Raw genomic sequence first — 12,351 nt, 5'->3', positions numbered from 1 at the left:
AAAAGTGAAAAAATAAGTATATTATATCAAATATAACTTGGAAAACGATATCAAGAAAAGGAATTAAACAAAAAATAATTATAAAGGATGATGAACTAAAATGAGTGTATATTTAGCGGAATTCATAGGTGTAACAATGTTAATATTTTTTGGTTGTGGAGTTTTAGCAGGAAATTCATTAAAAACATCAGGATCATATCAAGCAGGAAATGTAGCGATAAATATTGCCTGGGGATGTACCGTTGCAATGGTTATATATTGCCTTGGGGATATAAGTGGAGCTCATATTAATCCAGCAGTTACAATTATGCAAGCAGTTAGAGGGAATTTTGAATGGAGTTTAGTTCCAGGGTATATTGTAGCTCAAATAGCTGGAGGTATGTTTGGAGGTTTATTAGTATACCTTCAATTTATTCATCATTGGGAAAAAACTGATGATCCGAAAGCTAAATTAACTATATTTGCAACAGCACCAACTATAAGAAATAATTTAGCAAACTTCTTTAGTGAGTACATAGTAACTTTTGCGTTGGTATTTTGTATATTAGGACTGGATACAAATACATTTCCAAGTGGGTTAAAGCCTTTAGCTGTTGGGTGCTTAATATTTTTAGTAGGGACATCGTTTGGTGGAGTAACAGGAGCTGCATTAAACCCAGCTAGAGATTTAGGACCACGTTTAGCTCATTTATTATTACCAATACCAGGTAAGGGGAGCTCTGATTTTAAATATGCATGGATACCTGTGGTAGCACCTATAATGGGAGCAGTTACATCAGGGTTAATACACCTTGCTATGTATGATGGAATTGTAGATTACAGAATTTATACTATGATAGGATTGACGATAGGTACATTTGTTGGAATAAAGCTAGTTAGCAAAAATGAAAGTGAAGAAAGTGTATCTAGTGAATTAATAGATGAAATTGCATAATAAAAAAGATATAATTATGTAAGATATATGTAAAAAATATGAAAATATATTACAAATTTATGACAACAAAAAGGAGAATTTAACATGAAAAAGATATGTGTAATAGGAAGTCTTAATATGGACTTAGTTGTAAATGTAGATGAAATGCCAAAGAAGGGTCAAACATTAATAGGAAGTAAATTTAAAGAAATACCAGGTGGAAAAGGTGCTAATCAAGCAGTTGCAGCATCAAGACTTGGTGGAGATGTTTACATGATAGGTAAAGTTGGAAATGATGGATTTGGACAAAGTTTATTAAAACAATTAAAGGCTGATAAAGTAAAAACTGATTATGTACAAATTGAAAAAGGACCAAGCGGGGTAGCTCTTATAACTGTAGATAAAAATGCTGAAAATGCTATAGTAGTGTCTCCAGGTGCAAACTTCGAATTAACAGAATCAGATATAGATAAATGTATAGATGGTATAAAAGAAAGTAGTATAGTTGTAATACAACTTGAAACACCGATAGATACTATAAAATACGCTTTAGAAAAATCAAAAGAATTAGGAAAGTTTACAATATTAAATCCAGCACCAGCAGTTAAGCTTAGTGATGATATCATAAAAAATGTAGATTTATTAACTCCAAATGAAACAGAACTTGAAATATTAAGTGGAGTGAAAATAGAAAAGGAAGATGATATAAAAAAAGCTGCTAATGTAATGATACAAAAAGGTGTAAAACAACTTATAGTTACGTTAGGATCAAAGGGAAGTCTTTATTTAGATAAGGATAAAATAGAATTTAAAAAATCATATAAAGTAGAGGCTGTAGATACAACAGCAGCAGGGGATAGTTACACAGGGGCATTATCAGTAGCATTTTCTCAAGGAAAAGATATAGATGAAGCAATGGATTTTGCATCAAAAGTAGGTGCATTATGTGTTACTAATATAGGGGCGCAAACATCAATACCAAACTTATATGACGTTATGAATCATAAATTTTAGTAAAATAATTAAAATTATAAAGACTTAAATAAAAAATAGTACATAAATTAAGGAGATTTAAGATGAAAAAATCAGTTTTAATAAACAGTGAAATATCATCAGTAATATCAAAAATGGGACACACAGATATGTTAACAATATGTGATAGTGGGCTTCCTATACCGAAAAATGTTGAAAGAATAGATTTAGCACTAAAGCATGGTATACCAACATTTTTAGATACATTAGATACGGTACTTGAAGAATTAAAAGTAGAAGAAGTTATAATAGCTTGTGAAATGGAAGCAGTTAGTACAAAACTTTATAAAGAAATAGAAAATAGATTTAAAGATATAAAAATAACTAAAATAGATCACGAAGAGTTTAAAGAAGTGACTAAAGATTCTATGGCTATAGTTAGAACGGGTGAATTTACACCATATGCAAATATAATATTAAAATCAGGGGTAGTATTTTAAAAACTTATAATGATTAAGGAGACATATTATGAAAATATTTATAGACACAGCGAATGTAGAAGAAATAAAAGAAGCAGCAACTTGGGGAATATTAGATGGTGTAACAACAAACCCTTCACTAATAGCTAAAGAAGGAAGAGATATAAAAGAAGTAATAAATGAAATATGTGAAATAGTTGATGGACCAATAAGTGCTGAAGTAATAAGTTTAGAGTCTGACAAAATGGTAGAAGAAGCTTTGGACTTAGTAAAGTTACATAAAAATATAGTCATAAAACTTCCAATGTGTATAGAAGGATTAAAGGCAGTTAAGATTCTTTCAGAAAAGAATATAAAAACTAACGTTACTTTAATATTTTCATCACAACAAGCATTACTTGCAGCAAAAGCAGGTGCTACTTATGTAAGCCCATTTGTTGGAAGATTAGACGATATAGGCGTTACAGGAGTAGATCTTATAAGTGATATAGCTAATATATTTGAGGTACACAGTATCAATACTGAAATAATATCAGCAAGTATAAGAAACCCAATACATGTATCAGAATGTGCTATGGCTGGTTCTGATATAGCCACTATACCATTTAATGTATTAAAGCAAATGGCAAAGCATCCATTAACAGATATAGGAATAGAAAAGTTTTTATCTGATTATAAAAATATGCTATAAGATAAGGAGGAACGAATCGTTCCTCCTTTTTTATTTTATATTAAGTTAAAATCTTTTAAAGCTTTAGATTTTAAATCTTCAGGTGTTTTAGGAATTCCTTGATATGCAGATAATGAATTTAAAATATTTGTTCCGTGTATTAAAACCATAACATATTCATGCAATAGATACTCATGAGTTAAATGAACTACTGAACCATGATCTGCATATTTATAACGAAGTCCATTAATATATGAATTAACATCATATATTAATGCATATAAACCACAATGATAATCAGGAGTAGTAAAGGAAAGCATAGTATTAGTTGATATATCATAAATATAAACATTTCTATTTATTATACATTGAGTATCTGGTTTAGTTTCAAAATCTATTATTTTTGAAGATATTCAGGATGCATTAGATTATCAGAGTCAAAAGGAACTAAATATAAATAGTCATATCCAAATATAGATTCTTTCACAAAGTCATCCTCGCATATTTGTTCAAAAGCAATAGTTGAAATCATAGGCCTAAATATAATATTGTCAGCAAGTTTAGGGTATTTAGACAGAGCATCTAAAACCAAATCCTGACTATTTATATCATAGTATATTAAGGCTAAAAAGTCTTGGTAAGTTTGATTAACTAAACTAAAATAAGTGTATTTTATAAATAAATCAATTCTATAATCTATCCATTCTTTTGTTAATCTATTTTTTGATAAATCCATTGTGTTAAAATTTATAGTAACAATTAACTTTTTTTTCAATTAAATTAACCTCCAGGCGATTAAACATAACTAAAAATTTTCAATTAAAAACTAGCTATATAAATTTTATAGTATTAAGCTAGTCTATAATCATAATATGATTTATATTCTAAATAAGTTACATATTCTTTTAGAGATTATTGTATTTGTAAAAAACTAACAGTTTTAATGTTGGATAAATTATAATATGTTGGAATTTTGGTTGATTTATGAATTATATATCTAAGAATTATTTATAAAGCATGTATTTTTTAATAGATTTTATCAAGCGTTAAATATATAATTAGGAGAAGTATGATTTTTATGATATATTAAGTATTACAGAAAAATAAGGAATATAGAAAAATAGAAGTATGATACTATAAAAAATACTAAAATGACATAAAGGAAGAACACATAAATGACAAATATAAACTTTAAAGATTACAAACTAAGTAATGAAATATTAAAATCACTTAATATGCTAAATTATAAGACACCAACAAAAGTTCAGAAAGAAGTAATACCAGTTGCACTAGAAAATAAAGATGTATTAGTAAAATCACAAACAGGAAGTGGCAAAACAGCAACATTTGCAATACCACTATGTGAGTTAGTTGATTGGGACGAAAACAAACCACAAGCATTAATACTTACACCGACAAGAGAGCTTGCAATACAAGTTAAGGAAGATGTATTTAACATAGGAAGATTTAAAAGAATAAAAGTGCCAGCACTTTATGGTAAATCATCTTTTTCATTACAAGCAAAAGAGTTAAAACAAAAGACTCATATAGTAGTAGGAACTCCAGGTAGAACAATAGACCATATCAAAGAAGGCAACTTTATAACTGATAACATAAAGTATCTTGTACTAGATGAAGCTGATGAGATGCTTAGTATGGGATTTTTAGAACAAGTAGAAGAGATAATTTCATTACTGCCTAAGAATCGTGTGACTATGCTATTTTCAGCAACTATGCCAGATGATATAAATAGATTATCAAAAAAATATATGAAAAATCACGTGACAATAGAAATTGAAGCAAAAACATTAACTGTTGATAGAATACAACAAGATGGATATAGCATAGAAGAAACAGGAAAATTAAATTTATTAAAAGATGTAACAACAATAGAAAATCCAGATAGCTGTGTTATTTTTTGTAATACACAAGTTAAGGTAGAGTCTTTATACAATGAATTAAGAAAACTTAAATATCCATGTGATAAAATACATGGAGGAATGGAACAAGATGAGAGAATTAAAGTAATGAATAACTTTAAAAAAGGATATTTTAGATACTTAATAGCAACAGATGTAGCGGCTAGAGGTATAGATATAGATAATATCACTCATGTAATAAATTATGATGTACCTGTTTTAAGAGAAAACTATGTTCATAGAATAGGTAGAACAGGTCGTGCAGGTAAAGAGGGAAGAGCTATTACTTTTGTTATGAAATCTGATGAAAGACGTATGTTTGAGATATACTCTTATACAGGTAAGGAATTAACAATGAAAATGAAACCAAGTAAAAGAGTCGTAATGGATTTAAAGCCTGAATTTGACAAAAAGTTAGAGCAAAGACAAAAAGTTAAAGAAGACAAAGGTGCAAATCTAAGTCAAGAAATAATGAAGCTTCATATAAATGCTGGTAAAAAAACTAAGATGAGACCTGTTGATATAGTAGGTACGCTTTGTAGTATAGAAGGTATGAATGCAGAAGACATTGGAGTTATAAGTGTACTTGATATATCTACTTATGTTGAAATATTAAACAACAAAGGCGAGATGGTGTTAAAAGCACTACAAACTAAAAATATAAAAGGTAGGCCAAGAAAAGTAACTAGAGCAGATATGTAATTTTAAAAAATAAATTGATTTGCATAAATAAGAACCATTGTTTGAAATTTTCATATGATATATAGAACAATATTTATATCATAAAAAGGAGAATCAACAATGGAAAAAATTATTGGCAAGAATATTGGGATAATTATTGGAAGTTTATGGCTGTATATCTTAGAGAATTACAAGACGTACGACCAGATGTGGATATTAAAAATGAATACTTAGAAGTTGCTAGTTTACTTGAGCCTTCTATGAATTTTGAAAATTACGAGATTTACGATGAATATGATGATAATAGTGATTCAGAAATAGATACAGAAGTAGATTTTATGATGCCTAATCCAGTTCAATCACCTGAGACTTTTATATCACCTGAGGGGGGGCAGTTTACTATAGGTAATTGTAGAAGGATGGCAATAGTTAGAATAGTAATGAGAAGAGGATTTAATCCTTCTAATTTCTTTATGATAGTGGATAGAACTGACCGTAGGAGCATTCAAGGGTTTAGAATAGCTTGCCAATCTGGTAATATTAGATTTGTACCAATGGCTGTAGAATATAGAAATATAAACTTTATAGAATGTGCATTTTAATTTAAAAATAATAAGAGGTATCCAGTAGATATGCATATGCAATTCTTGGGGTACCTCTTATTATTTTGATTGAAATTGATAAATTACGAAAATTATACACTAATGAGAATTTGCATTTTCCCTATAAGAAGTCATAACATCTTTAAATAATTCAGCAACAGAAGGTGGAGTCCAAGTGATTGCGTTTGCCCCAGCGGCTATTGTTTTTCTTATACTTTCATTAGTTGGACCGCCTGTAGCTATTATTGGAAAATCAGGATAAGATTCTCTAATTTTTGAAACTATTCGAGGAGTATCAGAAGAAGCTGAAACATTAAAAATAGTTGCTCCGGCATCTATTCTTTCCTGAATGTTTGTATCATCGTTTACAATCGTAACAACAACAGGTATATCAAGTGCATTAGATAAAGCTCTAACTACACCGTTTGTTGTAGGAGCATTAACAACGACACCAATGGCACCTTGTAATTCAGCGTTAGTGCCTAACATTATTGAGCGTATTCCTTTTGTAAGACCACCACCAACTCCTGCGAAAACAGGGATATCAGAAGCCATAATAATAGATTGTGTAATTATTGGCTGAGGAGTAAATGGATATACAGCTATTACTGCGTCTGCATTTACATTTTTTATAATAGCCAAATCAGTTGAAAAACAAGTGACTTTATTCGTTTTCCAAAAATATTTATACCACTACATTCTCTAATAACCTCAGGAACACGTAAAAACGATTTTCTAAGTGTACAATCTATGGATTTTGGTCGTTGCTTCATAGATAAAAGCCTCCTTAATAACTTTAATATTTTATCATTAATTATAAATTAGGTATGTTAAATTTGCTATATTTTAACGAAATAAATTTATTATGAATATTTAATATGTATATTTGTAAAAAATGTTGAAAAACCAATCATCATGTGATACCTTTTATATTGAGGACATAAAGTTAAAAAAATTACAATATATAACGTGCGTTAGAGAAGAGGAGTCAAGCACAAGCCTTAAAATGTTACTATTTTAACAATATTAACATAGGCTTAGCTTGGCTTTTTTAACGTAAAAAGGGGGATTTTTAATGTTAAAATTTTTAAAGCCAGCTCCATACATAAGCAGGCTACCAGAAAAAGAAATAGATTCAGCTTATAAAAAATATCGTATCCAGATGTTTATTAGTATTTATGTAGGATACCTTATATACTATTTTGTAAGAAGTAACTTTGCTTTATCTAAAGTATATCTTTTAGAACAGGGGTTTACAAAAGTTGAGATAGGATTTGTTGCATCAGCACTTGGATTATCTTATGGTATTAGTAAATTTGTAATGGGAAATGTATCTGATAGATCTAATCCAAGATATTTCTTGGCAATAGGGCTTATATTATCAGGTATAGTAAACTTGTTTTTACCAAACACAACTAATATTGCTTTTATGTTTGTTTTAATGTTGTTAAATGGATGGTTTCAAGGAATGGGATGGCCTCCATGTGGAAGAATAATGACTCACTGGTTTTCAGATAGTGAACGTGGTGTTAAAATGTCAATTTGGAATACTGCACATAATGTAGGTGGAGGATTTATAGCTACAATTGCATTAATTGGGGTATCACTATTTGGAACATGGAAAGGTATTTTTTACTTACCAGCAATAATAGCAATTGTAGGTGGACTAGTATACATTATATTTGCAAGAGATACTCCACAATCTGTTGGATTACCACCAATTGAAGAATTTAAAGATGATTACCCAGAGTACGAGGTTGAAGTTAAAGATGCTGAAGAAGAGCTTACTGCTAAAGAAATTTTATTTAAGTATGTATTAAACAATAAGCTTTTATGGTGTATAGCTATTGCAAACGTTTTCGTATATTTGGTTAGATATGGGGTTATAAGTTGGGTTCCTACATATTTACAAGAAGTCAGACACTTTAACCCAAAAGACTCTTCTATAGCATTTGCATTGTTTGAGTATGCGGCTATACCTGGAACTATTATAGTTGGATGGATTAGTGATCATATATTCCATGGTAGACGTGCTCCAATGGGAGTTATATGTATGATTGGGGTGGCTATAGCCACAGCAGTATATTGGAAAAGTACAAGTCCATTTGCTATAAACTGTGCATTAGCATCAATAGGAGCATTAATTTATGGACCTGTTATGTTAATAGGGGTAAGTGCACTAGACCTTGTACCTAAAAAAGCAGCAGGAACTGCGGCTGGGTTTACCGGTTTATTTGGCTATATGGGAGGACAAGTTTTAGCTGAACTAGCAATGGGTATGGTAGTTGATAAGTTTAATTGGGATGGAGGATTTATAATGCTAATAGCATCTGCAATCTTATCTATAGTATTTTTATCATTTACATGGAATACTCACAATATAAAAGAAAAATCTAATGCTTAGTTACATATAAAAATAAAAAAAATTAAGGCTATAATCTAAAAAGATTATAGCCTTATTTTATTTTTATTAATCTATATAAAAGTTGACTAACTTAGTCATATTCAATAATATATAAGTATGACCAAGTTAGTCATACAGAGGAATAAGGAGGAATAACATTGAATAAGACATTTGAAAATCTAGGTGAGGAAAAAAGACTTAGGATAATAAATTCAGCCATAGAAGAGTTTGCCAATAAAGGATATATGCGTGCAACAGTAGATAACATAGTATTAAGAGCGGGGATTTCAAAAGGTTCAATATTTCAATACTTTAAAAATAAAGAAAGATTATACTTATATATTTGCAATTATCAAATAGATATAATTAAAGATGAAGCATTTAAACAAAAAGAAAATAATGAAACTGATTTTTTTGAAATATATAAACAGGCTGCGCATATTAAGTTTGAAATACTTAAGAAAAATCCATATATTTTTAAGTTTTTTCAAACATTGTACACAGATGAGTCACCAGTATCACAAAAATGGATAGAAGATATGCTTAAAAATAGAAACGAAATAGTATTAAACTTTATAGGAGATTATGATAAGACAAAATTTAAAGATGATTTAGATATTGATATGGCAGTAAAGTCCATTGAACTTACATTTGATGGACTATCAATGAAATGGATGGATAAATTATCATATGAAAACTATGAAGAGGATTTAAAAAGATTATTTGAAGAAGTGGAAGACTATATAAATTTTTATAAAAAATTATACTATAAGGGAGAAAACTAATGTTTATTAAAACTAGTAACTTATGCAAGTCATACAAAACAGAGGATATCGAAACTATAGCATTAAAAAATACAAATATATCAATTGAAAAAGGAGATATAGGTGTAATATTAGGTCCATCAGGAAGTGGAAAATCTACTTTAATGAATATTCTTGGAGGGTTAGATAAATCAGATAGCGGTAAGGTAATTGTAGATGGAGTTGATATTACTAAACTATCAGATGATGAACTAGTAGAATATAGACGTGAAAAAACAGGATTTATATTTCAATCATACAATTTAATGCCTCATTTAACAGTATTAGAAAATATAGAGATAATAGAAAACATAAGTAAATCACCTCTTGATATCAATGAAGTATTAGAAGCAGTAGGATTAATGAATAAAAAAAATAGATTTCCAAAAGAACTATCTGGTGGGGAGCAACAACGTGTTGCAATTGCTAGAGCAGTAATAAAAAATCCAGCAATATTATTTTGTGATGAACTAACAGGTGCACTAGATTATAAGTCTGCAATAGATGTACTTTCTCTTATACAAGATATAAATAGAAAATTCAATACTACAATTTTAATAATCACACACAACGCTTCAATAAGTGCTATGGCAAATAAAATATATAAATTTAGAAGTGGTGAGGTTACGGATTCTATTACTAACAACAACCCGGCTGATGCGAGGGAGGTTCAGTGGTAATGAAGCTAAATAAAAGCATATTACGCGTAATGAAAGAAAATATGGGAAAATACTTAGGTATGCTGTATATGTTAATACTATCGGTTTTTTTATTTGTTTCATTGAACCTTACAGCTCAAAACTTAAGATATAATAAAGATGAATATGTAAGAAAAAATGTTCAAGAAGATTTAGAATTTTATACTTTAAATAAAATTAATGATATAGGCAAAATAGAAAGTAAGTTCAATTTAAAAATGGATGAAGCGATTGTAAAAGAATATGAAGATGGTGGGAAAACATTAAGGTTGTTTACTCCAAATGAAAAAGTAAATATTACTTCCGTTTTAGAAGGTTCTATGCCAAGAGCTGGAGAAATAGCATTAGATCCTCAATTTGCTAAATCAAATAAACTAAATATTGGAGATAATTATCGTATAGGAGATTCTTCTTATAAAATTTCAGGATTTATTGCTATACCAAATTATGCTTATATACTTGAAAAAGAAGGAGACTTTATAAATAATCCAAATGAATTTGGTATAGGTATAATAAATGAAAAGGATATTAAAAATGGTACATATTTATATTCAGTAAAATACAACAATGAAAATCAAAATATATATGACATATCCAAAAACTTAAAAACTTACTTGAATGAAAATGGAGTAAATATAATTGACTGGGTATATGCTAAAAATAACTTAAAGATATCAGTATTAGATATAGAAGTTATTGCCATAAGCACATACTCAATAGTATTACCTACAATAATATTACTTATAACAGTTGTATTAATAAGCATTGTTTTAGGAAGAATGATAAAAAATGAAATGGCAGGGATTGGTACATTATATGCACTGGGGTATAGAAAAAAAGAAATAATGAGGCATTATCTAAACTACCCTATAATACTTTCGTTAACTGGTGGGGTGATTGGAGGCACAATTGGACTTATAGTACAAAAATATATATTTGACTTATTTCTTGAATTTTTCCCAATACCAGTTGAAAAATTATCGTATAGCCCTATATATTTCATATTAGGAATAATTTTATGCGGATTGTTTACTGTTGTAGGAAGTTACATATCTATTAATAAGATATTGAAATCATCACCAGTTTTATTAATGAACAATGAAATTAAGAGCAAAAAAGTAAATAAAATTGAAAGAAAAATCAACTTAAGTAAATTCAAATTTAAGACAAAATTTGCTATAAGAGAACAATTACGTTCAATACCTAGATTGGTATTTTTGGTAACTGGAGTTGCTATAGCTACGGTATTTTTGATGTATGGATTTATTGCTAAATGTTCAATGGACTATGCAATTAACCAAGATAGTAATGATGTATTTAGCTACAACTATGAATATATATTAAAACAGCCTACAACAGATAAACCTCCTGTAGGTTCAGAGGAGATATCGGGAATTAGATTTGCAATCGATAGTACTCTAAAAGATAAATTTGAGTTATTGGGAGTAAGCAAAAACTCACAAATGGTAAGTTTAAAAGATAAACATGGAAAAGAAATAAATATTAATGATAATAAATTTATTATTTCTTCTAAAATGGCAAAAAAATATAAATTAGATATTGGTGATAAACTATCTTTTATAAATATACTTGATGACAAAAAGTATTCTATAAAAATTACTGATATAGCTAAAACAAATACAGGAGACTATGTATTTACTTCAATAGACAACTTCAATAAAATGATGGGACTTAAAAAAGGCGAGCATAGTGCAATTATTTCAAAAACGCCTATTAAATTAGATAAAGATTCAGTGTATATGGTAAACACTCCTAGTAACATGAAAGATATGCTAGCAGATTATATGGATTTAATGGAAGCATTTATATATGGAATAGCGGTTGTAGCTTTTATTATAGGAATAATTATAGTATATATAATAGCGTCTACAAGTATAGAAGAAAATAAAAATCATATAGCCCTTATGAAGGTCTTTGGGTATAAGAAAAAGAAATAAACTCAATGATGTTAAATGGGTCAAGGATTTATGTAATAATTGGATATATTATAGGAGTACCTATTGGGTATATCATAATAAATTTAATCTTTAAAATATTTGAGGAACTTGACATAGCTCTAGAGGCTAAAATTAACTTACCTTATATACTTATAGGTTTTGTTATAATAGCTCTTACCTTTGAGATATCGAAATCTATATGTTCCAGAAAAATTGAAAAATAGCTTTAAGTGAAGCTTTAAAAACACAAAA

General features: G+C 28.8%; 15 protein-coding genes. 11 read left to right on the top strand and 4 right to left on the bottom strand.

What is annotated here, in order from left to right:
* Positions 1 to 100 precede the first annotated feature (100 nt).
* From LEQ07_RS07890 to fsa, 4 genes are all read left to right on the top strand, one after another.
* Positions 101 to 934 carry an MIP/aquaporin family protein gene (locus LEQ07_RS07890; protein ID WP_317852043.1) on the top strand — a complete coding sequence of 278 codons (834 nt, stop codon included), beginning with the start codon at positions 101 to 103 and terminating at the stop codon, positions 932 to 934.
* Positions 935 to 1,018: 84 nt separating this feature from the next.
* On the top strand, positions 1,019 to 1,927 hold the full coding sequence (gene rbsK, locus LEQ07_RS07885; protein WP_263330190.1) for a ribokinase: 909 nt from the start codon (positions 1,019 to 1,021) through the stop codon (positions 1,925 to 1,927).
* Between the two features lie 62 nt (positions 1,928 to 1,989).
* Positions 1,990 to 2,385: a D-ribose pyranase gene (rbsD, locus tag LEQ07_RS07880; RefSeq protein ID WP_263330189.1), complete on the top strand. Its 396-nt coding sequence runs from the start codon at positions 1,990 to 1,992 to the stop codon at positions 2,383 to 2,385.
* A 28-nt stretch (positions 2,386 to 2,413) separates the two neighbouring features.
* The gene (gene fsa / locus LEQ07_RS07875) at positions 2,414 to 3,055 is read left to right on the top strand and encodes a fructose-6-phosphate aldolase (RefSeq protein ID WP_150887408.1); all 642 of its coding nucleotides are present in this window, start codon (positions 2,414 to 2,416) and stop codon (positions 3,053 to 3,055) included.
* Between the two features lie 35 nt (positions 3,056 to 3,090).
* Here fsa and LEQ07_RS07870 read toward each other — a convergent pair whose 3' ends face one another.
* Positions 3,091 to 3,354, bottom strand: a complete 264-nt coding sequence (locus tag LEQ07_RS07870) for a hypothetical protein (RefSeq protein ID WP_263330187.1) — start codon at positions 3,352 to 3,354, stop codon at positions 3,091 to 3,093.
* 77 nt (positions 3,355 to 3,431) lie between these two features.
* The gene (locus LEQ07_RS07865; RefSeq protein ID WP_263330185.1) at positions 3,432 to 3,809 is read right to left on the bottom strand and encodes a hypothetical protein; all 378 of its coding nucleotides are present in this window, start codon (positions 3,807 to 3,809) and stop codon (positions 3,432 to 3,434) included.
* Positions 3,810 to 4,209: 400 nt separating this feature from the next.
* On the opposite strand from LEQ07_RS07865, the gene LEQ07_RS07860 reads away from it, so the two are divergent.
* A complete protein-coding gene (locus LEQ07_RS07860; protein WP_263330184.1) occupies positions 4,210 to 5,655 on the top strand; it encodes a DEAD/DEAH box helicase in 1,446 nt (481 codons plus the stop codon).
* Positions 5,656 to 5,801: 146 nt separating this feature from the next.
* Positions 5,802 to 6,236, top strand: coding sequence for a hypothetical protein (locus LEQ07_RS07855; RefSeq protein WP_263330182.1), 435 nt, complete (start codon positions 5,802 to 5,804; stop codon positions 6,234 to 6,236).
* Positions 6,237 to 6,335: 99 nt separating this feature from the next.
* On the opposite strand, the gene LEQ07_RS07850 is transcribed toward LEQ07_RS07855, so the two are convergent.
* Together LEQ07_RS07850 and LEQ07_RS22955 are read right to left on the bottom strand one after the other, a co-directional pair.
* On the bottom strand, positions 6,336 to 6,878 hold the full coding sequence (locus LEQ07_RS07850; protein ID WP_332843004.1) for a hydrolase: 543 nt from the start codon (positions 6,876 to 6,878) through the stop codon (positions 6,336 to 6,338).
* Positions 6,866 to 7,009, bottom strand: a complete 144-nt coding sequence (locus tag LEQ07_RS22955) for a hypothetical protein (protein WP_332843003.1) — start codon at positions 7,007 to 7,009, stop codon at positions 6,866 to 6,868. The genes LEQ07_RS07850 and LEQ07_RS22955 overlap by 13 nt, the downstream gene beginning before the upstream one ends.
* Positions 7,010 to 7,311: 302 nt before the next feature.
* On the opposite strand from LEQ07_RS22955, the gene glpT reads away from it, so the two are divergent.
* The 5 genes from glpT to LEQ07_RS22950 all read left to right on the top strand — a co-directional run bounded on the left by glpT (position 7,312) and on the right by LEQ07_RS22950 (position 12,323).
* Positions 7,312 to 8,640 carry a glycerol-3-phosphate transporter gene (gene glpT / locus LEQ07_RS07845; protein WP_021431039.1) on the top strand — a complete coding sequence of 443 codons (1,329 nt, stop codon included), beginning with the start codon at positions 7,312 to 7,314 and terminating at the stop codon, positions 8,638 to 8,640.
* Positions 8,641 to 8,798: 158 nt separating this feature from the next.
* Positions 8,799 to 9,425 carry a TetR/AcrR family transcriptional regulator gene (locus LEQ07_RS07840; protein WP_263330180.1) on the top strand — a complete coding sequence of 209 codons (627 nt, stop codon included), beginning with the start codon at positions 8,799 to 8,801 and terminating at the stop codon, positions 9,423 to 9,425.
* The gene (locus LEQ07_RS07835; protein ID WP_263330179.1) at positions 9,425 to 10,123 is read left to right on the top strand and encodes an ABC transporter ATP-binding protein; all 699 of its coding nucleotides are present in this window, start codon (positions 9,425 to 9,427) and stop codon (positions 10,121 to 10,123) included. The genes LEQ07_RS07840 and LEQ07_RS07835 overlap by 1 nt, the downstream gene beginning before the upstream one ends.
* Positions 10,123 to 12,099: an FtsX-like permease family protein gene (locus LEQ07_RS07830; RefSeq protein WP_263330178.1), complete on the top strand. Its 1,977-nt coding sequence runs from the start codon at positions 10,123 to 10,125 to the stop codon at positions 12,097 to 12,099. Before LEQ07_RS07835 ends, LEQ07_RS07830 begins: the two co-directional genes overlap by 1 nt.
* A gap of 5 nt (positions 12,100 to 12,104) precedes the next feature.
* A complete protein-coding gene (locus LEQ07_RS22950) occupies positions 12,105 to 12,323 on the top strand; it encodes a hypothetical protein (protein ID WP_442952406.1) in 219 nt (72 codons plus the stop codon).
* Positions 12,324 to 12,351 lie beyond the last annotated feature (28 nt).

This window comes from Paraclostridium sp. AKS73 (assembly GCF_025671395.1).
Taxonomy (GTDB): Bacteria; Bacillota; Clostridia; order Peptostreptococcales; family Peptostreptococcaceae; genus Paraclostridium; species Paraclostridium benzoelyticum.
The sequence above is the reverse complement of the archived record's forward strand: the minus strand, read 5'-3'. Positions and strand labels throughout refer to the sequence as shown.

Coding starts and splice junctions, on each gene's coding strand:
- LEQ07_RS07890 (WP_317852043.1), top strand. CDS start 101: ATGAGTGTATATTTAGCGGAATTCATAGGTGTAACAATGTTAATATTT.
- rbsK (WP_263330190.1), top strand. CDS start 1,019: ATGAAAAAGATATGTGTAATAGGAAGTCTTAATATGGACTTAGTTGTA.
- rbsD (WP_263330189.1), top strand. CDS start 1,990: ATGAAAAAATCAGTTTTAATAAACAGTGAAATATCATCAGTAATATCA.
- fsa (WP_150887408.1), top strand. CDS start 2,414: ATGAAAATATTTATAGACACAGCGAATGTAGAAGAAATAAAAGAAGCA.
- LEQ07_RS07870 (WP_263330187.1), bottom strand. CDS start 3,354: ATGCTTTCCTTTACTACTCCTGATTATCATTGTGGTTTATATGCATTA.
- LEQ07_RS07860 (WP_263330184.1), top strand. CDS start 4,210: ATGACAAATATAAACTTTAAAGATTACAAACTAAGTAATGAAATATTA.
- LEQ07_RS07855 (WP_263330182.1), top strand. CDS start 5,802: ATGGCTGTATATCTTAGAGAATTACAAGACGTACGACCAGATGTGGAT.
- LEQ07_RS22955 (WP_332843003.1), bottom strand. CDS start 7,009: ATGAAGCAACGACCAAAATCCATAGATTGTACACTTAGAAAATCGTTT.
- glpT (WP_021431039.1), top strand. CDS start 7,312: ATGTTAAAATTTTTAAAGCCAGCTCCATACATAAGCAGGCTACCAGAA.
- LEQ07_RS07835 (WP_263330179.1), top strand. CDS start 9,425: ATGTTTATTAAAACTAGTAACTTATGCAAGTCATACAAAACAGAGGAT.
- LEQ07_RS07830 (WP_263330178.1), top strand. CDS start 10,123: ATGAAGCTAAATAAAAGCATATTACGCGTAATGAAAGAAAATATGGGA.
- LEQ07_RS22950 (WP_442952406.1), top strand. CDS start 12,105: ATGATGTTAAATGGGTCAAGGATTTATGTAATAATTGGATATATTATA.